This is a genomic window from Asanoa ishikariensis, from assembly GCF_900107455.1.
Classification (GTDB): Bacteria; Actinomycetota; Actinomycetes; order Mycobacteriales; family Micromonosporaceae; genus Asanoa; species Asanoa ishikariensis.
In genome coordinates this window covers 707902-729869 of sequence record NZ_FNQB01000002.1, presented here as the reverse complement: position 1 = coordinate 729869, position 21968 = coordinate 707902, and the positions used below count along the sequence as shown (strand labels likewise).

At 69.4% G+C, this 21968-nt stretch carries 20 protein-coding genes; 6 read left to right on the top strand and 14 right to left on the bottom strand.

Features of this window, described 5'->3' with window-relative positions; translation table 11 throughout:
• Window positions 1-46: 46 nt before the first annotated feature.
• On the bottom strand, window positions 47-994 hold the full coding sequence (locus BLV39_RS17735) for a hypothetical protein (protein ID WP_090793414.1): 948 nt from the start codon (window positions 992-994) through the stop codon (window positions 47-49).
• Window positions 995-1246: 252 nt separating this feature from the next.
• On the opposite strand from BLV39_RS17735, the gene BLV39_RS17730 reads away from it, so the two are divergent.
• Window positions 1247-1735: a MarR family winged helix-turn-helix transcriptional regulator gene (locus BLV39_RS17730; RefSeq protein ID WP_090793411.1), complete on the top strand. Its 489-nt coding sequence runs from the start codon at window positions 1247-1249 to the stop codon at window positions 1733-1735.
• 1 nt (window position 1736) lies between these two features.
• Here the strand turns inward: BLV39_RS17730 and BLV39_RS17725 are convergent, their stop codons facing one another.
• Together BLV39_RS17725 and BLV39_RS17720 are read right to left on the bottom strand one after the other, a co-directional pair.
• Window positions 1737-2219 (bottom strand): anthrone oxygenase family protein, encoded by a 483-nt coding sequence (locus BLV39_RS17725; protein ID WP_090793408.1) that lies wholly within the window; start codon window positions 2217-2219, stop codon window positions 1737-1739.
• Window positions 2216-2587, bottom strand: coding sequence for a DoxX family protein (locus BLV39_RS17720; RefSeq protein WP_090793404.1), 372 nt, complete (start codon window positions 2585-2587; stop codon window positions 2216-2218). The genes BLV39_RS17725 and BLV39_RS17720 overlap by 4 nt, the downstream gene beginning before the upstream one ends.
• Window positions 2588-2711: 124 nt before the next feature.
• Here BLV39_RS17720 and BLV39_RS44225 point away from each other — a divergent pair, with 124 nt between their 5' ends.
• From BLV39_RS44225 to BLV39_RS17705, 3 genes are all read left to right on the top strand, one after another.
• The gene (locus tag BLV39_RS44225; RefSeq protein WP_239083577.1) at window positions 2712-3044 is read left to right on the top strand and encodes a response regulator; all 333 of its coding nucleotides are present in this window, start codon (window positions 2712-2714) and stop codon (window positions 3042-3044) included.
• Window positions 3045-3108: 64 nt separating this feature from the next.
• Window positions 3109-3273, top strand: a complete 165-nt coding sequence (locus BLV39_RS44220; RefSeq protein WP_239083578.1) for a response regulator transcription factor — start codon at window positions 3109-3111, stop codon at window positions 3271-3273.
• 177 nt (window positions 3274-3450) lie between these two features.
• Window positions 3451-4668, top strand: coding sequence for a serine hydrolase (locus BLV39_RS17705; RefSeq protein ID WP_176984960.1), 1218 nt, complete (start codon window positions 3451-3453; stop codon window positions 4666-4668).
• Here BLV39_RS17705 and BLV39_RS17700 read toward each other — a convergent pair.
• On the bottom strand, window positions 4647-5504 hold the full coding sequence (locus BLV39_RS17700) for a helix-turn-helix transcriptional regulator (protein ID WP_090797474.1): 858 nt from the start codon (window positions 5502-5504) through the stop codon (window positions 4647-4649). The genes BLV39_RS17705 and BLV39_RS17700 overlap by 22 nt on opposite strands.
• 86 nt (window positions 5505-5590) lie before the next feature.
• Here BLV39_RS17700 and BLV39_RS17695 point away from each other — a divergent pair, with 86 nt between their 5' ends.
• Entirely contained in the window at window positions 5591-6367 is a 777-nt protein-coding gene (locus tag BLV39_RS17695; RefSeq protein ID WP_090793396.1) for an SDR family NAD(P)-dependent oxidoreductase, read from the top strand.
• Between the two features lie 284 nt (window positions 6368-6651).
• The gene (locus BLV39_RS17690) at window positions 6652-7620 is read left to right on the top strand and encodes a helix-turn-helix transcriptional regulator (RefSeq protein ID WP_143049795.1); all 969 of its coding nucleotides are present in this window, start codon (window positions 6652-6654) and stop codon (window positions 7618-7620) included.
• Between the two features lie 5 nt (window positions 7621-7625).
• Here BLV39_RS17690 and BLV39_RS17685 read toward each other — a convergent pair whose 3' ends face one another.
• The 10 genes from BLV39_RS17685 to BLV39_RS17640 form a co-directional block, all read right to left on the bottom strand.
• On the bottom strand, window positions 7626-8591 hold the full coding sequence (locus BLV39_RS17685) for a hypothetical protein (RefSeq protein ID WP_090793390.1): 966 nt from the start codon (window positions 8589-8591) through the stop codon (window positions 7626-7628).
• Between the two features lie 111 nt (window positions 8592-8702).
• Window positions 8703-9191: a PspC domain-containing protein gene (locus BLV39_RS17680; RefSeq protein ID WP_090793387.1), complete on the bottom strand. Its 489-nt coding sequence runs from the start codon at window positions 9189-9191 to the stop codon at window positions 8703-8705.
• A 3-nt stretch (window positions 9192-9194) separates the two neighbouring features.
• Window positions 9195-9518 carry a PadR family transcriptional regulator gene (locus BLV39_RS17675; protein ID WP_090793384.1) on the bottom strand — a complete coding sequence of 108 codons (324 nt, stop codon included), beginning with the start codon at window positions 9516-9518 and terminating at the stop codon, window positions 9195-9197.
• Window positions 9519-9619: 101 nt separating this feature from the next.
• Window positions 9620-15844 (bottom strand): metallophosphoesterase, encoded by a 6225-nt coding sequence (locus BLV39_RS17670; RefSeq protein WP_090793380.1) that lies wholly within the window; start codon window positions 15842-15844, stop codon window positions 9620-9622.
• A 115-nt stretch (window positions 15845-15959) separates the two neighbouring features.
• The gene (locus BLV39_RS17665) at window positions 15960-16466 is read right to left on the bottom strand and encodes a winged helix-turn-helix transcriptional regulator (protein ID WP_090793377.1); all 507 of its coding nucleotides are present in this window, start codon (window positions 16464-16466) and stop codon (window positions 15960-15962) included.
• 162 nt (window positions 16467-16628) lie between these two features.
• A complete protein-coding gene (gene dhaK, locus BLV39_RS17660; RefSeq protein WP_090793373.1) occupies window positions 16629-17624 on the bottom strand; it encodes a dihydroxyacetone kinase subunit DhaK in 996 nt (331 codons plus the stop codon).
• Window positions 17625-17641: 17 nt separating this feature from the next.
• Window positions 17642-18277 carry a dihydroxyacetone kinase subunit DhaL gene (gene dhaL, locus BLV39_RS17655; protein ID WP_090793370.1) on the bottom strand — a complete coding sequence of 212 codons (636 nt, stop codon included), beginning with the start codon at window positions 18275-18277 and terminating at the stop codon, window positions 17642-17644.
• Window positions 18274-19059, bottom strand: a complete 786-nt coding sequence (locus BLV39_RS17650) for an HAD-IA family hydrolase (RefSeq protein WP_218137082.1) — start codon at window positions 19057-19059, stop codon at window positions 18274-18276. Before BLV39_RS17650 ends, dhaL begins: the two co-directional genes overlap by 4 nt.
• Window positions 19053-19913: a class II fructose-bisphosphate aldolase gene (locus BLV39_RS17645; RefSeq protein ID WP_090793367.1), complete on the bottom strand. Its 861-nt coding sequence runs from the start codon at window positions 19911-19913 to the stop codon at window positions 19053-19055. Before BLV39_RS17645 ends, BLV39_RS17650 begins: the two co-directional genes overlap by 7 nt.
• A 71-nt stretch (window positions 19914-19984) precedes the next feature.
• Window positions 19985-21733 (bottom strand): GAF domain-containing protein, encoded by a 1749-nt coding sequence (locus BLV39_RS17640; protein ID WP_176984959.1) that lies wholly within the window; start codon window positions 21731-21733, stop codon window positions 19985-19987.
• Window positions 21734-21968 lie beyond the last annotated feature (235 nt).

Sequence of the window (21968 nt, the reverse complement as noted above, 5' to 3'; positions counted from 1 at the left end):
GACGGCCATGGCGTCGGGGCTTCATTTCTTGAGCTGGGTGCGGGGACTATCCGGCGAGCGCTCGATGGCTCGCCGGCCGCAGACGTCGGCCAAGCGCGGTGAGAAGCAGTCCTGCTGCTCCCCACGAGGCCAGGACCACGATTGGGCCGGCGGCGCCGGCGGAGTCGAAGTAGGAGGTCGAGCGCAGTAGCGTCCCGGCGGCGCCGGCTGGAAGCATCTGCCCCAGCGCTCCGAACCCAGTTGGCAACAGCTCCGGCGCCGAGGCGACCCCGGAGATCGAGTTGCCGACCAGGAAGACGATGATCGCGCCGATGCCGATCCCCGCCGGTCCGAACGTGGCCACCAGTCCGATCAGGGTCATCGAGATGGCGGCTATGGCCAGGGTTACCGCGCCGGCGTTCACCCATTCGCTGCCCTCCAGCGCACCGAGCCAGACCTGGGTCACCCCGACCACCACCCACCCGGCTGCCACAGCGGCGACCGCGGCACCGGCGACCCGACGCCAGAGGCCGGATATCAGGAACGACATCAGGATGCCGACGAGCATGCCCCCGAGCACCATCGGCAGCGCCGAGGACGTGAACGTAGCGCCGCGCGGGTCGTCGACGGACAGCGGCACGACGTCTTCGACCTGGCCGTTGGCAGCGCCGTCAGGCTGGGCCATGCGGCCGGCGATGCCTTGCAGGAGCTGCGCGACGACGGGACTAGCGGCCGACGCGATCAACACCCGCGGCGGAGCCGATGCCTCGAACACGATCGCGCCGTAGACCTCCCGGGCGCGAATGAGATCGCGAGCCGTTTCCACGTCGGTTGTCGGCCTCAGCTTCAACGCGTCGGGCAATGCGGCATCAACCTGTTCTTCCGCCTGAACGATCGCCTGCGCGGACCCGACGACGGCGACCGGGACGTCCTTGGGCGCCGACTTGGCCGGCGGCCAAGCGAACGCCGTGACCAACACGCCGATCAGTGCCGCCAGACCAAGCCCGATCCCCACCGCGGATGGCCACGGCGTTGACCGAACGCGCCCAGTGCCCTCGACAGCGGACTCTGTCGAGGGCGCAGGTCGTTGTAGCGCCACATCTTCCACAACTGCTCCCTCGCCTGAAACGGGTGATGACATACGAGGAAGGTATCATACGAACTTCATATGGTCGGTGCTGGATATGGCCCGAGCGCCGCGGTCAGTTGAAGGCTGTGACGTATATAATATGATTCCTGTACTAGATGTCTCGGGAGGAACGGTCAGATGGCGCCAGCGGCTGAGGACGCGGAGACCAAGCGGCAGCGACGCCGGACCAGCACCGCGATCAAGGAGTCGCTGCGCGAACTGAGCGTGCAGCTTTCGCTGTTCAATCACCAGCTCAGCTCGCACGTCGACCTGCGCGACAGCGACCTCGACTGTCTCGACGTCATTCAGCGGCACGGACCACTCAGCCCCACCGCGTTGGTCCGGCGGACCGGCCTGCACGCGGCCACCATGACCGGGATCCTGGACCGGCTGGAGAAGGGCGGCTGGATCGCGCGCGACCGCGACTCGGTCGACCGGCGGGCCGTGGTCCTGCGTGCATTGCGTGAACGCAACCCGGAGATGTTCCGCCTCTACTCGGGCATGAACACGTCGATGGACAAGCTGCTGACCGGCTACACAGTGGACGAGCTCGAGACGATCGCGGACTTCGTGCGTCGCACCACCGAAGCCGGGAAATCAGCGACCGACGACCTGACGGCGGGATAAGTCAGCGGCCGCGCGCCGGCGGTCTGGTCATCGCGGCGGCAAGGAGGCAGCCGAACGCGACGACGGCCGCGGCCGTTCGTGCGGCGTGGGCGATCTGCCATTCGTCCCGGATGCCGGCCCAGTCCCTCGGCGGGGCCTGCACGCTCCATCCGACCTGGTCGCCGTTGATGGGCAGGTTGACCAGCAGCGAGATGACGAAGACCGTTGCCAGCAGGGCGAGTGCGGCCGTGGTGAGCCAGAAGCCCCGGCCCCGCCCGCGGGCAGTGAGAGCGACGAGGAGCGCGGCCGTGAGGAGTGCCGGAACGAGCGTGGCCGACGCGAGGTCGTCGAGCCGGACCAGCTCGACGTGCCGCACCTGGGTGTAGACGTGCTCGTCGTAACCGCGCAACGCCAGTTCCAGGACCAGGACGCCGACGAGGAAACCGGCGAACGTCCCGGTGAACAGCGCGCACACGAAGCGAGCGATGCCGACGACCCGGTTCACGACGTCGCCAGGTCGAGCGCCAGGGTCGCAACGGCGAGGGCGAGAAAGACGTTGGCCAGATAGAACTGCACGCTGTAGTCGCTGACTCGCACGTGGGTGTAGACGGCGCAGACGAAATACAGCACGAGCCCGATCGCGGCCGCGGCGCCCACCAGCGGCACGCCGAGCACCCCCAGCAGCACGCCGGCAGCGCCGGCCAACTTCGGGATGCCGATGGGAAAGACGAGCCAGGACTCCGGAACACCGGCTCTGGCCAGTGCCGGGCGCAGCGTACGCATGATCGGCGGGAAGCGGGTGATGGCGGCGAAGCCCGAGAAGGCGTTCGCGGCCACCGTCAGCAGAGCGACTGTCAGAAATACGGTTCTCATGGAACGACTCCGCCACGTAGCTCGGATAATATGAGAACCGTACCAGATACTTCGAGTTCCGTTCTTTATGGGATTCGTTGTTGATCACGTCACGCTCCGCTGACAGCTTGACCGCAGCCGTGCGTTGGCCGCGCTGATCGAGTTGGAAGTCGACATGCGGGTCGCCGGCACGGTGGACACGGGTGAGGCGGCCGTGGCGTTGGGGGTGGAGCTACGCCCCGACGTGGTCGTGCTGGACATCCAGATGCCGGGTCGGCTGGACGGGCTCGACGCGGCGCGGGAGTTGCGGGAGCGGGCGCCGGAATGCGGGCTGCTGATGCTGACGTCGACGGGCAACCCGGAGTCGCTGCGCAAGGCGCTGGCGATCGGCGCGCGTGGGTTCATGGTCAAGGACGCGCCGCCGGAGCGGTTGGCCGAGGCGATCCGCAGGGTGGGCCGCCGGCGAGACCGTCGTTGACCCCAACCTGGCGGCCGCGGCGATCGCGGGTCGGGCCAATCCGCTGAGCCAGCGGGAGGCGCAGGTGTTGCGTCGGGCCGGCGAAGGGGCGGAACTGGCCGAGATCGCGGAGGAGTTCTTTCTCAGCAAGGGGACGGTGCGCGACTACCTGGGAGCGATCGTCACGAAGCTAGACGCACGCAACCGGCTCGACGCCGTCCGCATCGCGGGCGAGAACGGCTGGATATAGGACGCTCAAGCGGTATTCACCCACGGCACCGCCGACGCTGAGGGTGCCGCCCGCAGCGGTCACGCGAGCCGTCAGATTCGCCGTGCCGGTGCCGCGTCCACGGGCGGAGTGGGCGCCGTCGTTGGCGATGACAAGGCCGTCCGGTGTGATCTCGATGAGGCAACAGGTGGCGGTGCTGTGCCGCAGCACGCTGGTGACGGCTTCGCGGACGACGACCGCCAACAACGCGTCGTCCCGCGGCGGCCGGGATCAGCGCGGAGGTACGCCGCACCTCGTACGGGCCAGTACGCACCGTGGACGCCGTCCGGCACGGGTCCCGCCGTCACGCCGGCCGACATGGCCAGATACCTGACCTACCAGCTCGACGGCGACCCGATCGCCCGGAAGCTGCAGCAGCGCCACGTCACGGCCGACGACCGGATGCCCGGCATGGGCTACGTCCTGGAAGGGCGCCCCCGCAACGGATCGCGGCTCCTCTACAAGGACGGCGACGTCCCCGGCTACCACAGCGCCATGGCACTCCTGCCTGACCAGAAGATCGGCATCTACGTCGTCGTCAACGGAGACGGCACCGCCGGAGCCGCCGCCTGGGACGTCCAGAAGATCGTCAACACGATCGTCGACCAGAGCGTCCCGGCCGCCTCAGCGCCGTCGCCCACCGGGCTCTCCACCGACGTCTCCGCGTACGCGGGTTCGTATCGCTCCGCCCGGACCAGCCAGACGAGCCTGATGAAGGCGTCGTCGCTGTTCTCCGTGCCGACCGTCCAGGCCAACCAGGACGGCACGCTCACGAGCACCGGGCTGTCCCCGGATCCCGACCGGTCCACCCAACACTGGGTTCAGGTCGGCCCCGGGCTCTTCCAGGAACGCGACGGTCAGGCCCGGATCTCCTTCCCCGAGCCCGGGATCCTGGTCTCCTCCGCGATCCCCTCCGAGGTCTACGAAAAGCTTCCCTGGTACGACACCCCGAACGTCAACCTGCCGTTGTTCGCGGCCGGCGCGCTCGCCTTCCTGCTCGCCGCTCTCGGTCTGCCCATCGCGGCCGTGCTCCGACGCCGCCGCCGGGTCAGGACCTCGCGCCCGGCCCGGCTGGCCGGCTGCACCGCCTGGCTCAGCGCCGCCTTGACCACCGCGTTTCTCGCCGGGTTCGCCCTGGTGATGGCCGACCCGAACGTCGTCATGGCGGCCCTGCCCCTGGGCTCGCCGAGCCTGCTGGCCCTGCCGGTCCTGGCGACGCTCTCCCTGGTGTTCGCCGTGCCCATGGTGCCGGCGACGGTCCTGGCCTGGCGGGGACGCTGGTGGGGTCGCACAGCCCGGATCTCCTACACGCTGCTCACGCTGGCGGCAGCGGGATTCTTCACGGTCGCGTTCGACTACCGGCTGCTGCTCTTCTGATGGACCGCGTCCATCCGCTGTGTGCCGATCACCGCCAGCAACCGCAGGGCTTCCTCGGAGGGCGAGCCGGGATCGGCTGTGTAGATGACCATCCGCTGGTCCTGGTTGGCGATGTCGAGCACGTCGCAGTTGACCGTGACCGGGCCGACCCGCGGGTGCGCGAAGGTCTTGCGCAGCGTGTGCTGGGCCGAGACGTCGTGGGAGTGCCACAGCCGGGCGAACTCGGCGCTTCCGGCCAGCAGGTCCGTCACGAGCGCGTTCAGCTCGGGGTCGTCCGGGTAGCGAGCGGCGGCGGCGCGCAGATGGTGCGTCGCGGTGCGGCCGAAGGTGTCGGGGTCGGAGACTCCGTACAACCGGCGCCCGTCAAGATCCGGCTCGAGGAAGGTGCGGCGCAGCAGGTTGCGTTCGCGGCGTGGGACGGCGGAGAAGTCCTCCATGAGCGCGGCGGCGAGGTCGTTCCAGGCGAGCACCTCGTACGTCGCGGACGTCACGAACGCGGCGGCGCCCGGCAGGCGGCGGAGCAGGTCGAGGATGCTCGGCCGCACGTCGCGCGCGGGCCCGGGCGGTGGGCCGGGCGGCGCGCCGGCGAGGTGGTGGAGGTGGACGCGCTCGGCGTCCGTCAGGCGCAGCGCCCGGGCGAGGCCGGTCAGCACCTCACGCGACGGGCGCGGGCCGCGGGCCTGCTCCAGGCGCGTGTAGTACTCGATCGAGATGAACGCGAGCCCCGCGACCTCCTCGCGGCGCAACCCGGGGGTGCGGCGCCGCGGGTCCACCTCGGCGGGGGTGATCCGCTCGCGGCGGCTGCGCAGGAAGGCCGCCAGTTCCGGTCTGTTCACCGTTCCCAGTCTGCCCATCCGCGGGTCCGTCAGCCAGGTACCGCTGCTGCCTGGATGGCACCGCCGCAGCACCGGACGCTCGAACCATGACCGACACGACAACTCTGGGCCTCCTGGCGGGCAAGGTCGCTTTCGTCACCGGTGCCGGCCGTGGCATCGGTGCTGCCGCCGCGCGACTGTTCGCGCGGGAGGGCGCGCGGGTGGTGCTCGCCGCCCGCACCGAGACGGAACTGCGGGCGGTGACCGCCGACATCCGCGCGACCGGCGGCACCGCGGATCACGTGGTGTGTGACCTGGGCGACAGCGGCAGCGTGCGGGCCGCGGTGGCGCGCGCTGTGGACCTGTACGGCCGGCTCGACGTCGCCTTCAACAACGGCGCGACGTTCGTCCCGCCCGGCCCGATGGACGAGCTGACGGAGGCGCAGTTCGACCATCTCTATGCCGTGAACCTCAAGGGCGTCTGGCTGGCCATGGTCGCCGAGGTGAACGCGATCCGGGCGACCGCCGGGACGGGCGCCATCGTCAACAACTCGTCCATCGGCAGCCTGATGGGCAACCCACAGCTTCCCGCGTACGGGGCGATGAAGCGCGCGGTCAACAGCCTGACCGAGTCGGCGGCCATCACGTACGGGCCGGAGGGCATCCGGGTCAACGCGATCGCACCCGGCAACACACCGACGAAGATGATCGACACCTGGGCGGCCCACACGCCGGGCCTGGTCGAGCGCCTCACGGCACTGACGCCCCTCGGCCGCGCCGCGCGGCCGGACGAGATCGCCGAAGCCGCCGCCTGGCTCCTGAGCGACCGCGCGTCCTGGGTCACGGGCACGGTCCTGCGCGTGGACGGCGGCGCCCGCGCCTGAGCGGGTCTTTCGCGGCCGTGCCGGCAAGGACACCCCCGTCTATCCGGCGCCGTCGACTCACGTGCCGAAATGCCCTTGCCGGCACCTCAACGATAGGTGCCACCGAGGCGCGCGAGCCCTCGAAAACGTTGCCGCATAAGGCCATTGGCCGGTTGCGGCCGTCCCGGGTGGGCCGGCCGTCCGTGTGGTCGGTGCGACGCGGCATCGGCGCCAAGGCATTGATCAGCGCGGCTACGCTCTTGCCACCGGCGCCGGACGGCCCTGGGGCGGGAAGGGGGCATGGTGTGACACGAACGGGACTACGAGGCGTGCTGTCCGAGCCAGCCGCGCTGCTCTACGAAAAGCTCATCGCGACCGGTGGGTTGTCGTTGACGGACAACCCCGAGCTCACCGGCTTGCCGGAATCCCGGGAGCTCATCGACAAGGCCTTCGCTCGCGAACGCCACGTCGGTGTGGCCGTGCTGGTCGCGGTCGAGCCGATCCGGGCCATCGACAACGCCATCCTGGTCCGCCAGCGGCAGATCCTCGATCAATACCAGGGCCTGTTGAAGCTGCGCGACGAGATGACCTCCTTGCAGCAGTTGTACGCGTCCACGTCCCGTCTGGCGGAGGAACCCACTGACCTGGTTCGGGTCATTACCGACCGGCAGGAGATCGGCGCCCTCTCGGTGGAGCTGAGCCTGTCGGCACAGCAGGACGTGCTGAGCCTGGAGACCGAGCACTTCACCCGGGCGCCCGACCCTCGCTCGGTGCGCGCCCTGCCGGCCGACCTGGTGGCGCGCGGAGTGCGGTTCCGCAACATCTACAGCCGTGCGGCAATGGAGATCGACGGCGCCAGGCAGATGTTGAACGCGTCGATCGCGGCCGGCTGGCTTTGCCGGGTGTATCCCAGCATGCCGATGAAGATGGTGCTGGTGGACGAACGGGCGGCGCTCCTGCCGCTGGGACGGACCGGCATGGAAGGCGCGATCCTGATCCAGGCGCCGGTCGTCGTCGCGGCCCTACGCGGCTACTTCGAGCTGCTCTGGTCGCGCGCCGTGCCGGTCGAGGGTGGTCCCGCCGATCTCTCCTCGGAGCAGGGCAGCGTGCTGCGTCTGGTGTTGACCGGCATGACCGACGCGGCGATCGCCCGACACCTAGGCGTCAGCGAGCGGACCGTGCGCCGGCACGTCGGCGCCCTGCTCACTCGCTTCGGCGTCACCAACCGGGTCGCGCTCGCGGTGGCCGCGGTGCGCGAAGGAGCCGCGGACTGACCGGATCATTGCCACTCCCATGGGTCGTCGATCGGGTCACAGTCCTCGCCGAAGTGCGGTGTGTTCAGACCGGCCGGCGGCGTGAACGAGTGGCTCAGCGGCACGACAACCGAGGCGTACCCGGCATTCGGTGAGGTCGTGACGACAGACCACGTCTGTTTGTTCTGCCGTGCGCAGTCCCAGTTGCGCTTGGGTCCCGGCGACCACGGCGGCGGCTGCTTGAGCCGCACGACGCGGCCGGCGCCATCCACCGCGTACAGTTCCGGCTCCGCACCGGCGACACTGGTGACCCCCGACGGCAGCCGCCCGCTCACGTACCACGCGTCGGCGTACTCCTTGGAGTTGGGATAGCCCGGGACCCGCCAGATCCGGAAGTGATGGCCGCTCTCGTTGCCTTCCGCGTACGCGCCCCACGCCGCCGCGGACATCGAGGGGCCGGCGAAGTTGCCCAACAGGGGGTCGATCTCGCTCACCGGGCCGGCGCCGGTGGCCCAGCCGTCGTGGCGGAACGTCCTAACCGGACCGTACGGGCCCACGGTGTGCAGATAACCGACGGCGGGCGCGAACACCGAGCTGAACTGGGACCAGTCGATCGACGACCCGACCGATGTCGGAGCACCGAACGCAGCGCCGGGCGACGGTTGGCGGCGCCACTGCAGCCGGCCGTCCGCGGTCACCGCGTACAGCACCGCCGCGTTGCCGTCGAAGACTCCGGTCACCAGCCGGTACGCCCGCCAGTCAGCGGAGTCGACCTCGACACCCGGCCCGAGCGCGGGCGTGCTGCGGCACGAGTTGAGCTCCACGAGGCGTCCGGTGCCGCCGTCGACGGCGAAGACCCGCGTAGCGTCCACGCAGCCGGCGGCCCTCGCGGGCGAGGTCACGGCGGCGGCGCCGGCCAGGGCCAGCACGAACGCCACCAGCAACGCGGCCAGGCGGCCGGATGAGCGCGACCCGTTCCAATCGATGATCATCTGGCCTCCTTGGCGCGACAGGCCCACGGTAGGTGAGTCCCGAGGTGACGCGCCGCTCCAGACCGTGGCCTACTGCGGCCAATGGCCTCATCCGGCCGACGACCCTGCCGCCTATCGCGGGCTGTCGCGTTGGCGCTCGTACTCGGCGAACGTCGGGACGACGGGGAGCACGAAGAGCAGGATCAGGTACGGGATCACGAGCAGGCCGCCGCTGAAGGCGAGCAGTGCCAATGCGATCGTCCTGGTCCAGTCGAGGCTGAAGTTGCCGTAGGCGGCCAAGCCACCGCAGATGCCGCCGAACCATTGTTTCTCTTCGATCCGGCACCAGAAGCGGCCTCGGGGTGGCGACGGGTTCGCTGCGCCTACCGGGCCCAGGTCGGCCAGGATCGCCGTCATCTGGTTGCCGGTCAGCACCTCGTGTGTGCTCAGGCGGTCGCCGATCGCCGTCTCGAGGTCTCGGACGATCTCGTCCGCGTCCGGGTCGAAGCGCAGTCTGGTGCGGGCGTCGTCGACATACTGCCGCAGTGCGTCGCGGGCTTCGCGGGTGGCGGGGAAGGCCGCGGCGTGCCCGGTCAGGCGGATGGAGATCGGCTCATCCATGGCTCATTGTCCAATCGTGTCGATCATGTACGACAGTTGGTTCCAGTACGAGCGGAACTCCTCCAACTGAGCTCTGCCCGCATCCGTCAGGGAGAAGTACTTCCGTGGCGGGCCGGACAGGGACTCGCGCCACTCGTGCTCGACCAGGCCGTCTCGCCGGAGTTTGCTCAGCAGCGGATAGAGCGCGCCCTCCTGCGCCGGGAAACCCACCTCCTGCAACCCCGCGAGGATCTCCGCCGCATATCGCTGCTGGGACTCGACGGCGGCCAGGACGAGTGGTTCGAGCAGGCCGCGCCGCAGTGCGACGAGCTTCGGGTCGGTCTGCATACCCACTACCTTGCCGCAGCAAGGTACCTTTTGGCAACCACAAAAACAGGCGCCGCCGAGGCCGCGAAACGGGCCTCGGCGACGCCTGTCGGCGCCGTCGTCTAACGCGAGGTTCGCACCGTCGCGTACGCGTCGCCTTCCTTAACGGTGATGGGGTGGTTGTCGGGGAAGACGTGCTGCTTCCCGCGACCCCGTGCTTCGGCAAGATCGTACTTTGCCGGGTCGACCCCGGCCGCACGCAGGATGCTGCCCGCGGTCTGGTGCTTGTCGGCGAACGCGACACCGCGTCCGTCCACCGTGATCTTGATTTTCGTCGGACCACCGGAAGGATCGAGCGGTGCCACGTACCGCGGAGTTCCCGCGGACGTGCCGAGCGCGATCGTGAACTTGTCCAACGTCGGCACCGCGATGTGCAACGTGGCGTCGCCGGCGGAGTCAAGCTTCGCCTCGTTGAGGTAGGCGATCCGCTTGCCGTCGAGCAGCAGCACGCTGAGCCGCGCCCCCGCCGCGGCCGCACCCAGGTGCGCGGTCACCGTCGCCACGCCGTCCGCCCCGAGTACCGCCTCGTGACCGACCGACGTGATCCCCATATCGGGCCTGGCTTCGAAAACGAGGCCAGCCGGCACAACCAGACCAGCCGGCGCGACCACCGGCGATGACACACCCCGCAGCACCGGGCGCGCGGCGGCCTCGTCCCACTTCCAGACCGTGCCGAAGTCCCAGCCCAGCCCGCTCTCCCAGGTCGACTGCGTCTGCGCCTCGGCCACCGTCCGCGTCTCACCGTTGAGCGTCGTCGGTCCGGTGGCTGTGTTGCTCTGCACTCCGGCCACGAGAGTCTCGACCGCGAAGTTGTTCGCCAGCGCAGCCGTCTGTCCATTGGCGAACCGGGCGACGACCCGCTGTGAGAGTGACCCCGCGGTCACCGTCGGGTTGAGGGCGAAGCTGTCCTTCACCACGGTCCCGCTGTCCCGGGCGTAGCCGGTGAGGCCACCGGCGGTGGTGCCGCCCGCCTTGACGGCACCCGTGGCATAGACCCGCTCCGTGCGGCTCGGGCTGTCCGCCACGCCGATGATGCCGCCGGCGTAGTTGCTGGTCGTGGTCGTCGCCGTCGCCGTCGAGTACGCGTCCCGGATCGTCCCGAACGACGTGCCCGCGATGCCACCGGCGTACGACGGGCTGGTGACCGCACCGGAGGTGAAGACCCGCTCGATCGTGCCCCGGTGGGTGTCCACCAGGATGCCCGCGATGTTGGTCGACTTGGTCACCGCGGCGTCGACCAGGCCGAGGTCGTGGACGCTTCCGGTGGCAGCGATCGTGGCGAAGAGGCCACCGGTCGTCGACGTGAAGCCCGTCAGCACATGGCCGGCGCCGTCGAGCTCACCGGTGAACCCCGTTGCGCCACCGATCCCGGCGCCGGCAAAACCGGTCAGCGAGATGTCCCCGGCGAGCCGGAACGTCGAGGCCGGCCAGGAAGCGACCTCCGCCAGGTCGGCGGACGTACGAACCAAATAGTGACCGTCGGTGTCCCGGTCCAGTGCCGGCGCGGTCGGCGGAGTCACGGTCTTCTCGGGCACCGACCGCAGCAGAGGCCGGGTCCCGTCCCACTGCCACACAGCCGTGAAGTCCCAGCCGAGCCCGGTCTCCCAGGTCGACTGCGAACGCGCGTCGGCCACAGTGACGGTCGAACCGTTGAGCGTCGCGGCACCGACCGTCGTGTCGTTCTGCTTCCCGGCCGTCAGCGTCTCCACCGCGTAGTTGTTCTCCAACGTGGGCGAGTGCCCCGCGTAGGTCCGCGCCACGACCCGCTGCCCGAAGTTGCTCGCGGTGACCGACGGGTTGAGTGCGAAGTTGTTCCGGATCACGGTGCCCGTGTACGAGTACCCGGTGATGCCGCCGGAGCTCTCGTTGGCGTTGGTCGCGATCGTGCCGGTGGCATAGGTGCGTTCGGTGACGCTACCCGCGGCCGGCACGCCGACGATGCCGCCGGAGTAACGCCCGCTCGTAACGGTCACGTCGGCGCGCGAGTAGCTGTCCCGGATCGTGCCCGCCGAAGTGCCGGCGATGCCGCCGACGTACCCGGCACCGCTGATCGTGCCCGTCACGTACACCCGCTCGATCGTCCCGGAGTTGGTGTTGGCGACGATTCCGTTGTTCGCGGTGGACTTCGTGACCGTCGCGCCGACGATGCCGAGATCGTGCACCGAGCCGCTCAGGTTGTTGAAGAGACCGCCCGTGGTCGACGTGAGGCCGCTGATGGTGTGACCCGCACCGTCAAACGCACCCGTGAAGGCCCGAAGGCCGCCCAGAGAGCTGAACGAAGTCCCCTTCAGGTCCAGGTCGGCGGCCAGCACGTAGTCGTACTCCGGGAACTCGCCCACCTGGGCCAGATCGGCAGCACTGTCCACAATGTAAGAGCCAGCCGAGTCACGCGGCAGCGACGGCGTCGCGATCGGTGCGACGTCCTCCAACACCGCGCGCAGCACCGGACGCAGTCCGGTCTCACTCCAGTCCCAGACGGCGCCGAAGTCCCAGCCGCGCTTCTCGTAGAAGGCCTTCGTGCGGACCTCGGCGGCCGGAACGAGCGCGCCCTTCCAGTTGTCGGCTGCCGGCGGCGCCGACAGCGACTGGACGCTCACCGGGACGACCGCGCTGGTGTAGTTGTCGGCGAGGGTGGCGACGTTCCCGTCCAGCACTCGGCCGACGATGCCGTGGGCGAAGCTCGATGCGGTGACGGCCGCGTTGATCGCCACGACGTGCTGCACGACGGTCTCGTCGTAGCCGTAGCTCACCACACCGCCGGCGTTGCGACCGTCGGCGATGACGGCGCCGCCGGCGTACGCGTTCTCCGTGGTGGAACCACCGAAGGCGATGCCGACCAGGCCACCCGAGTAGACGTTGGTCGCGCGGACCGCGGCGGTCGAGTAGCTGTCGCGCACCGTGCCGTAATGGTCGCCGACGATGCCGCCGACCCGCTCGGTCGCGGTGATCGAGCCGGACGTGCGTACCCGCTCGATCGTGCCGTGGTTGACGTCGGCCACGATGCCCGCCGTGATCTTCGCGGCGTTGATGGCGGCGTCGACCGCGAGGTCGCGGATCGTCCCGTGGTTGTCGGCGAACAGGCCGACGCCCTCGTCGGCGGGCGCGGTGTAGCCGCGGATGGTGTGACCCGCGCCGTCGAAGACGCCGGTGAAGCTCACCAGCCGACCGATCTGCGACATGGCGGTGCCGGTCAGGTCGAGGTCCGCGGTGAGTTGGTAGACGCCCGCCGGATCGTTGGCGATCTTCGGCAGGTCGGCCGCCGTTTTGATCAGGTAAGGGTCCGCGGCGGTGCCGTTGCCGGCGATGCCCTCGCGCACCGTGACCGCCGGGATCAGCGACCTGCCGCCGGCCAGGCTGTCCCAGACGAACACCTTGACCGTGTCGCCCGGCCCCACCGGGAGCGGGCGGTCGAAGGTGACGAACTGCTCGGTGCCCCGGTGGTCGAGCTGCACGTCGGCGGTGCGCAGCTCGATCATCCGCTGCTGGCTGTTGTCGTACGTCGCCGCGGCCACCGTCAGCGTGTCCCGACTGCCCGCGTAGCTGCGGAACCCGACGCCGCGCAGCTCGCGGTTCTCGATGTCGTTGGTGGCGAGCTCGAAGTCGCCGGTCGGCTTACGCACCGTGTACGAGTCGACCACCCGGCCGTCGATCGTGTAGGTGCTCATGGTGAGCCCGTCGCCGTCGGCCCGCAGGACGCCGCCGACCTGGGTGTTCTCGTCGAAGACGACGTCGTCCCACCAGTGCGCGGTGTTGTCGTAGAACTTCGGACCGGCCGAGCCCATCGTGACGAACGTGGTGCCGCGCGCCTCCTCGTCCGGGTTCTGCGCCAGCCGACCCTCGAAGATGGTCGATCGCTTGTAGACGTGGTCGTGCGCGCCGATGTACAGGTCGACTCCGAGGTCGTGGAGCGCCTTCGTCACCTTTGGACGGTCGGCCGCCAACGGAGCGTCGTTGCCGTGCTCACCGCCGTAGTACGAGAAGTGGCCCGTGACGACGTTCCACTTCCTGGCGGACGCCCGGACGTCGTCCCGCAGCCACGCGAGCTGCTTGTCCATGTCGACGTTGGAGTTCAGCACCGAGAAATGGATGTCGCCCCGGTCGAACGAGTAGTTGCTCTCGCCGATGACGCCGTTCTTCGGGGTGTCGAACATGTTGGAGAAGATCGCGGTGCGCTCTTCGGAGTACGCGTTGTAGTCCAGGTCGCCGTAGGTCTCGTGGTTGCCCGCGACCGGCGCGTACTGCAGGTCCAGCCCGTCGAAGACGTGGTCCGCGACCTCGTCCCAGTACTGGCCGCGACCGCCGTTGTCGACCAGGTCACCGAGCTGGAGAACGGTGCCACCACCGGGCTTCTCCGTCTTCAACCGGTCGACCACGTTGCGCAGCAGCCCGAGGTCGGCCGCGTCGTGCGTCGTCGCCTGAAGGTCACCCACGACGTACACGGGCTCGTTTCCCGCCCCGCCGGCCACGAACTCGCCCTCGACGGCGGTCCAGGCCGAGGCGTCCGAGGGGTTGGGCGCGCGGCCGCGGACCGCGACGCCGAAGCGGTACTGGTAGCGCGAGCCGCCGCGCAGGTCCTTGACGTCGAACTCGTGGCTGCGCAACGCCTGCCCGGTGATCGAGTGCTGGTACTCCGGCTCGGCGTTGCCGATCGTGTTGACCTCGTACGGCCGGTCGTTCGTCGAGGTGCGCACCTGCGCCTTCGACCAGTCCCGCGATCCCGCGGGCAGCACCTGCGCGTACACCTTCTTGATGGTCCGGTCGGTGGTCACCGCGATGCCGGCGCCGCCGGGGCGCTCGGACACGGTCGCCGTGCTGCCGAAGTAGGCGAACACCCCGGCGGGGTCGAGCTTGTCCTGGTCGACCGTGATGCGCAGCAGTTCCGCGTTGGTGCTGCCGGTCGCGTCGGTCGCCTTGACCACCACGAAGTGGTCCTGGTAGCTGCGGACGCGGAAGGCGCCGTTCGTCACGGGGACCAGGCCGGCGCTGTCGTACACCTCGTAGGAGACCGTCGGGGTCGCGCCGGAGTCGTCGGTCGCGCTCACCGCGGGCAGCTTGATCGTCTGGCCGTACGCCGCGTGGTCCGGAACCCGGTCCTTGACGGTGATGACCGGTGCGTAGTTCGCGTCGCGCGTCTTCTTGCCGAACCAGATCGGGGCCGAGACGACGAAGTCACCGTCGGCCTGGTCGGCGCGGACGTAGTAGTAGTCGCCGTCGGCCACCGGCCGGTCCAGGGTCAGGTGCACGTTGTTGCCGCTGACGCCCGGGAAGGTGTGTGCCACCTGGCCGTGGTTCGTGTAGAGCTTCACCGACGTGAACGAGTCGCTCGCGTCCGGGTCGGTCAGCCAGACGTCGAAGTCGGTCGACTTCTTGCCGGCGGGCAGGATCGAGCCCATCAGGTGGTCGTCCGCGCTGAAGCCGAGGATCGAGTTGACGTCCAGCGTGCTGAAGACGCTGCGGTCGCGCATCGCGGCGTAGAGGCCGTCCAGGGAGTGGTTCTTCGCCCAGACACCGGTGATCGCGGCGTTGCTCTTGACCCAGTTGGCGGTGTGCTCGTCGCCGTTCCAGACCGGGCCGAGGTGCCAACCGACGTCCAGCGCCTGCTGGAACTGGGCGAACTGGGCGGCCGTCTTCACCTCGATGAGGTCGATCCGGTCGTCCACCTGCGGGTCGAGGCCCTGGAAACCGAAGAAGTTGCCCTTCGAGGTGGTGCTCGGGTGGTTGAACTGCGCGATCGCGTCCGGGTCGAGCTTCAGCCGGGCGAAGAAGGTCGGCATGTCGTACTTCAGGTCGCCGGTGCCGAAGGAGTTGGCGAAGCCGTCGACGCTGCCCTTCTCCGTCGCCCGGGCGGTGGCATGCCAGTCCGTGTTGAAGACGTTGATGTGCCCGGTGCCGTCGTACCAGGTGTTCTCGATCGCCGGGACGGCCACCAGGTCCTGCTGGCTCTTGTTGAAGGCGTAGGCCTGCTCGTGCACCTTGCGCCATTCGGTCGAGTCGGCGTCACGCCAGTCGTCGAGGAAGTCCTCGCCGGTGCGCAGGTCCCACATCACGTCGTGCTCGGACAGGGTGACGAAGTCCGCGTCGGTCTGGCCGCGCACGTAGTCGAACGCGTCCTGCGGCAGTTCGACGCCGTCGCTGACCGACGTGTGCGCGTGGAACTCACCGGTGTAGAACGTCTTCCCCAGATATCTCGGGTGGGCGGGGTCGTTCTGTGCCGCCAACACCGGCGGCGACACCAAGCCCAGCGCCGCCAGCAGGACGACGACCCCCGCCACCGACTTCTTCACCATCAGGTCCCCCTCGTGACAGTTCCCGAGGGAGTAGATCCAGGGCGAGCGACGAGTTGGTTAGCAGAAGAAGAACAAACGCATTTTCATGATCATCGACACGTACGCGTCGCGACTGCTAGAGCTTGATGGGGTCGAGCAGGCGGCGTGGCTGGTTCATCGCCTGCGACACGAGATCGGGATCGGTCACCGTCGGCTGGAATCCGGGACCTGGCTCGATCCGCGTCTCCGGCACCTCGACCAGCGACCCGCACTGCTCGCAGCGTCCCTGCGCGTCGAGCAGGCCGCCGTCCGCGTCGTGGCGCAGGGCGCGCTTCACCCCGGCCGGCGAGTAGTGGACGTCTCCCCAGGCCATCAACGCGCGTACCGTCGGCCAGAGAGCGATGCCCTTGGGGGTCAACGTGTATCCGTCGACGTCCCGTTCGAACACGCCCTCCTCGACCAGCGCCTTCAGCCTGGTGGTGAGGCTGGCACGGGGTATGCCGAGCTGGGTGGCGAAGTCGCCGAAGCGACGCACGCCGTAGAACGCGTCCCGGACGATCAGCAGCGTCCACCGCTCGCCGACGACCTCCAGGGCGCGTGCCAGCGAGCAGTTGCGGTCCGCGTAGGTGCTGGGCAAAGCCATGCCGAAAGCTTACCCGTCCCGGTTCATTCACTGAACCACGCTGCTAACTAGCACCCACGCCGGCGGCCCCTACTTCGGTGCGTTCTTCGCCGAAGCGAGCACCTACGTGCAGGGGCCGACCTGGCTCATGCGGGGCAACCTCGTCGGAGCCGAGGCCACCGTCTAGAACGTGCGGATCGCGATGTCGGCCGGCGCGGACAGCCCGTTGACGATCTCGTCGTCGAGCTTGACGAGGGTCAGCGACGCGCCGGCCATGTCGAGCGAGGTGCAGTACTCGCCGACGTAGTTGCGGCGGACATGGATGCCACGGGCCTCGAGCTGCTCGAAGGCACGGCCGTACAGGATGTAGAGCTCACCGATGGGCGTACCGCCAAGGCCGTTGATCATCAAAGCGACGTCGTCACCCTTCTTGTACGGCAGGTCGGTGACCACGGCCTCCAACAGCTCGTCGACGATGGTGTTGGCGTCGGCGAGCTTCTCGCGGCGGCGGCCCGGCTCCCCGTGGATCCCGACGCCCATCTCCATCTCGTCGTCGCCCAGGTCGAACAGCGGCGAGCCCTTGGCCGGCGGGGTGCACGACGTGAGCGCCATGCCCATGGTCCGGGTGACCGAGTTGACCTTCTCCCCGAGCCGCACCAGCTCGTCGATGTCGGCGCCCTGCTCGGCGGCCGCGCCGACGACCTTGATGACGAAGAAGTTGCCGGCGACACCACGCCGACCGATCGTGTACGTGGAGTCCGCCACGGCGACGTCGTCGTCGACCAGCAGCGTCTTGATCTGGACGCCCTCCGCCTCGGCCAGCTCCTTGCCCATGTCGAAGGCCATCCGGTCGCCGGTGTAGTTGTTGATGATGTGCAGCACGCCCTTCGGCGAGGCCAGCATCTTGCTGGTCTCCAGCACGTAGTCCATCGGCGGCGCGGAGAACACGTCACCGGGGCAGGCGGCGTCGAGCATGCCCTTGCCGACGATCATCGCGTGGGCGGGTTCGTGGCCGGAGCCGGAGCCCTGGACGAGGGAGACGCGGTCGTCGTTCGGGGCGTCGACCCGCATGATCAGGTTGTATTCGGGCACGTAGCGCAGCGTGTCCGGGTTCGCCAGGGCGACACCCTTGAGCATCTCGGGCACGAACTGGTTGGGATCGTTGACGAACTTCTTCATGGCGGCTCCCCCTTAGATCAAACGGCCCAGGCGTCGGCAAGGGCTTCGAAGATGACGGCGACGGCGACCGCTCCGGGGTCGACGCTGCCGATGCTGCGCTCGCCCGTGTAGCTCTGCCGGCCGCGCCGGGCCTGTAGCTTCGCGGTCTCCTCCGCGGTCGCCCGGGCGACGGTCGCGGCGGCCCGCACCGTGGTCGGTCCATCACTGCCGAGGCCGATCTGGCGCTCGATCTCGTCGGTGGCCGGCACGAGCGAGTCGAGCAGGGTCTTGTCGCCGAGGCTGGCGTTGCCGCGGGTCGCGATGCCCTCGCTCGCCGCGCGGAGCATCAGGACCGCGGTGGGACCATCCACTGCGGACTTTCCCGGCACGGCGGTGGCCGCGCGCAGGAAGGCGGTGCCCCACAACGGTCCCGAGGTGCCGCCGATCCGGCTGGTGATGACGAGTGCGACCTTACGCAGGAAGGTGGCGACGTCGGTGCGGTCGAAGCTGTCCCAGTCGCGGATGACGAGCTCGAAGCCGCGGGCCAGCGAATAGCCGAAATCACCGTCACCGACGACCGCGTCGAGCTCGCCGAAGTACTTCTCGTTCGCGACGGCGGTATCCGCGATCGTCCGCACCACGAACTCCACCTGGCCGAGCGGGTAGTCGGTCATCGAGCGTCCCTTTCGCCGAAGACGGCCGCGAGGTCGGCCAGCGTGACGTACGCGCCCGGCCGCGCCGGGCTGTGGTTGGCCAGCACCGTGACCGGTTCGGCGCCCGGCTCACCCAGCGAGTCGACCACGAACGCGGCACCGGTGAAGTCCTCGTCGGCGGTGTAGCCGTTGACCGTGACCACGCAGGCGATCCCGGCCGCCTTCGCGGCTTCCAGCCCGTTGTGTGAGTCCTCCACGACGACGGCCTCGTGCGGCGCCAACCCGAGCCGTTCGAGGGTGAGCAGGTAGATATCGGGTGCCGGCTTCTTGTGCGGCACCACATCACCGGCCAGCACCGTGAAGTCGCGCGCCCGGTCCGGTCCGACGGCGTGCTCCAGCACGGCACGCACGGACGGTTCGGCCGATGTGGACGCCACGGCGAGCGGCCAGCCCGCGGCGTACGCCTCCTCGACGATCCGGGCGATCCCGGGGCGGGCCGGCAGTTTCCCCGCCTCGACCATGGCGGTGTAGAGCTCGGTCTTGCGGCGGTGCCAGGCGGCGACCGCTTCGGCCTGCCCGGCCGCGTCGGTGGGCAGGCCGGCCTCGGCGACGAACTCCGGCGTCAGCAGGCTCTTCATGCGCTCCTTGCCGCCACCGATCGCGAGCCTGCGGCCGTACTCCTCCTCGTCCCACCGCACGGGCAGGCCGAACTCGGCGAACGCCTGGTTGAACGCGGGCAGGTGCCCGAACCGTTCGGTGTCGGCCAGGACGCCGTCGCAGTCGAAGACCAGCGCGGTCACCATGCCATCCCCGCGCTCCCGAAGCGGTCGACGTAACCGGCGGCCATCGCGGTGACGTCCGCACCGACGTGGCGGAACAGCGACGGCGGGTCCCACTTCCCGCGCTCTTCGGTCTCGCGCAGGAACGCCAGGTTCGACTGCATGTAGGTCACCTTCAGCGCGGTGGACACGTTGACCTTCGCGCAGCCACGGGCGATCAGGTCGGTGAACTGCTCGTCGCTCAGGCCGGTGCCGCCGTGCAGCGCGATCGGCACGCCGGTCGCCGCGACGAGGTCGGTGACGCGCTGGTCGTCAAGGTGCGGCGTGGCCGAGTAGACGCCGTGTGCGTTGCCGATCGACGGCGCGAACACGTCGACACCGGACGTCTCGACGAAGTGCACCGAGACCTCCAACGACTGCCGCTTGGAGACCTCGTCGCTGCCGACGTCGTCCTCGACGCCTTTGATCGCCTCGATCTCGCCCTCGACGTGGGCGCCGTGCGCCCGGGCCTCGGCGACCACCTCGATCGTCTGGCGCAGGTTCTCCTCGACCGGCATGGTCGAGGCGTCGAACAGCACCGAGTTCCAGCCCTTGTCGAGGCACTCGGTGATCACTGCCCGCTCGGGGCAATGGTCTAGGTGGAGGCAGCACGGCACCTCGATGCCGGCCGTCATCGCGCGCCACATCGCCATCAGCACATCGGATCCGATGGACTTCACCGTCTTCACCGAGGTCTGGACGATGATCGGTGAACGCCGCTCCACCGCGGCCGCGAGTACGCTTTCCAGCGTCAGGTCGTTGACGATGTTGATCGCGGCAACGCCGTAGCGGTCGCGCATCGCCCGGTCGACGATCTCCTTGAGCGGCACCACACCCATACGGCGAACGCTAGAAGCGCCACGGTGCGGGCAGCATCAGGGAAAGTACCCGCACGGCATGGGTAACGTCCCTACCGTTGAGGCAGCCCGCGGGCGATCAACTCGGCGCGGCCTCGCGAACGGGTCTTGCGGAGCACGGCGCCTACGTGCTTTCCCACGGTCTTCACCGCGATGCCCAGCCGGGTGGCGATCATCTTGTCGGAGAGACCCTGACTGACCAGGGCGTACACCTCCAACTCCCGGGCGGTCAGACCGGCCGGGTTGGGCTCGCTGGACAGCCGCCCGGCCCAGACACCGCTGTCCGACACCAGGGACTCGCCGCGGGAGGCGGCCACGACCGCCCGGGCCAGCGTCGGCCCGTCCGCGGTGGTCTCGACACAGCAGTGCGTGCCGGCGAGCAGCGCCTCGGCGACCGCGTGATGGTCGCCCGCCGCGCACATCGCGACGACGGAGACACCCCCGGCCACCACCTTTCTGATCAGCTCGTCCTGGCCGTCGAGGTCCGGACCCACCACGACCACAGCCGGGCGCGCGGAGTCGATCGCCGAGAGCGCGTCGGCTTCGGTCGCGGCCTCACCGATCACGGCCAGGCTCGGGCCGGACCAGGCCAACAGGCGCGATATCCCGGCCCGCAGCAGCGGACGGGCCGCCACGACGAGCACGTCGATGCGCTCCTGGTCGTCACCGCCGGCAGTGCGCTGGTAAGGGAAAGTGGCCCGCACACTCGTGCCCCAGCCGGGCACCGACTCGATCGTGGCCGAACCGCCGACACTGCCGGTGAGCTCGACCATCCGGCGCAGGCCGACCCCGGCGCGCTGGTCGTCCGAGTCGAGCACGAAACCGTGCCCGTCGTCCTGCACGAGCAGCGCCAGCGCGGCCGAGTTGTAGACCAGCCCGAGCCGGATCGTCGACGCGCCCGAGTGCCGCACGATGTTGGACACGGCTTCCTGCGCCACGCTCAACACATGTTCGGCCAACGCCCGGTCCAGCGGCACCGGCGCTCCGGCGACCACCAGGCGCACGTCGGCATCCCGCGCCCGTCGGGCCCAACCGAGCTCCGCCCGCAGCGCGTCCTCGAGGGTCCGGTCCTCCAACTGCGAGTGGCCGGCGGCGCCGAGCGACAGGCGCACCGCGGTCATCGTGTTCTCCGCTTCGGCGCGGGCGCGACGCAGATGTCCGGTCACCGTGGCCGGCGCGTACCGCTCGGCCTGGTCGAGCTCCGCAGTCAGATCGACAAGTCCCTTGGCCAGCAGGCCCTGCACCTCGACGAGGAGTCGTTCGCGTTCCGCGCCGGCGGCCTGAAGGCGGGCCCGTTCCTCGGCGGCCTCGTGCGAGTTGGCGTTGACCAGTGCCACGGCTGCGTGCCGGGCGAACAGCCGCAGCAGATCGGCGTCGGCCTCGGTGAAGACCCGGTGCTCGTCGCGGCTGAACACCACGCAGGCGCCGATGATCCGGCCCCGCCACTCGATCGGCACTCCGATCACGCCGCGCAGGCTCGCCCGGTCGGTGTCGCTGATGTGGCCGCCCGCCACGTCTTCGTACCGGTCGAACCAGACCGGCCCGCGGCGGCGGACCACCTCGCCGGTCATCCCCTCCGACAACGAAAACACGCGGCCGGACTGGCATTTGACGCCGATGTCGGCCTCTTTGCGATAGGTGCCGGCCGATTCGTCGACGCTCGAAACAGATCCGGCGTCGCAGTCGAGCAAATCCGTGCAGCGGCGCAGGATTCGCTCCAGCAACGGGCGCAACCCCAACTCACCGGCCAGATCTTCGGCGGCCGCGTGCAGTGCGTCGAGCTGTGCCGCGACGACCTTCACGTCGCCACCTCCCCCACCCGCAGCACCGTCGGTAACTGGGATATCCGCGCCGGGTAGCCGCCACGTCGAGCGGATTTGAGCGGGCACCTCGATCGTCATCCCGGATCGCCTCGTGGTCAACCGAAACGGGCAATGCCGACGAAGGCCTTGGCGAGAACCAACCGGGCGTGTCCACAGTGGTCAACATCACGACGGACACCGATTTCGTCGACAAAACCGTTGCCACGGCTATCCG

Bases quoted from the DNA above. Each gene is read 5' to 3' on its own strand.
- BLV39_RS17720 (WP_090793404.1), bottom strand. From the start codon at position 2,587: ATGAGAACCGTATTTCTGACAGTCGCTCTGCTGACGGTGGCCGCGAAC.
- BLV39_RS17665 (WP_090793377.1), bottom strand. From the start codon at position 16,466: ATGGCTTTGCCCAGCACCTACGCGGACCGCAACTGCTCGCTGGCACGC.
- BLV39_RS17695 (WP_090793396.1), top strand. From the start codon at position 5,591: ATGACCGACACGACAACTCTGGGCCTCCTGGCGGGCAAGGTCGCTTTC.
- BLV39_RS17685 (WP_090793390.1), bottom strand. From the start codon at position 8,591: ATGATCATCGATTGGAACGGGTCGCGCTCATCCGGCCGCCTGGCCGCG.
- BLV39_RS17675 (WP_090793384.1), bottom strand. From the start codon at position 9,518: ATGCAGACCGACCCGAAGCTCGTCGCACTGCGGCGCGGCCTGCTCGAA.
- BLV39_RS17645 (WP_090793367.1), bottom strand. From the start codon at position 19,913: ATGGGTGTGGTGCCGCTCAAGGAGATCGTCGACCGGGCGATGCGCGAC.
- BLV39_RS17670 (WP_090793380.1), bottom strand. From the start codon at position 15,844: ATGGTGAAGAAGTCGGTGGCGGGGGTCGTCGTCCTGCTGGCGGCGCTG.
- BLV39_RS17730 (WP_090793411.1), top strand. From the start codon at position 1,247: ATGGCGCCAGCGGCTGAGGACGCGGAGACCAAGCGGCAGCGACGCCGG.
- BLV39_RS17650 (WP_218137082.1), bottom strand. From the start codon at position 19,059: ATGGTGACCGCGCTGGTCTTCGACTGCGACGGCGTCCTGGCCGACACC.
- dhaL (WP_090793370.1), bottom strand. From the start codon at position 18,277: ATGACCGACTACCCGCTCGGCCAGGTGGAGTTCGTGGTGCGGACGATC.
- BLV39_RS17680 (WP_090793387.1), bottom strand. From the start codon at position 9,191: ATGGATGAGCCGATCTCCATCCGCCTGACCGGGCACGCCGCGGCCTTC.
- dhaK (WP_090793373.1), bottom strand. From the start codon at position 17,624: ATGAAGAAGTTCGTCAACGATCCCAACCAGTTCGTGCCCGAGATGCTC.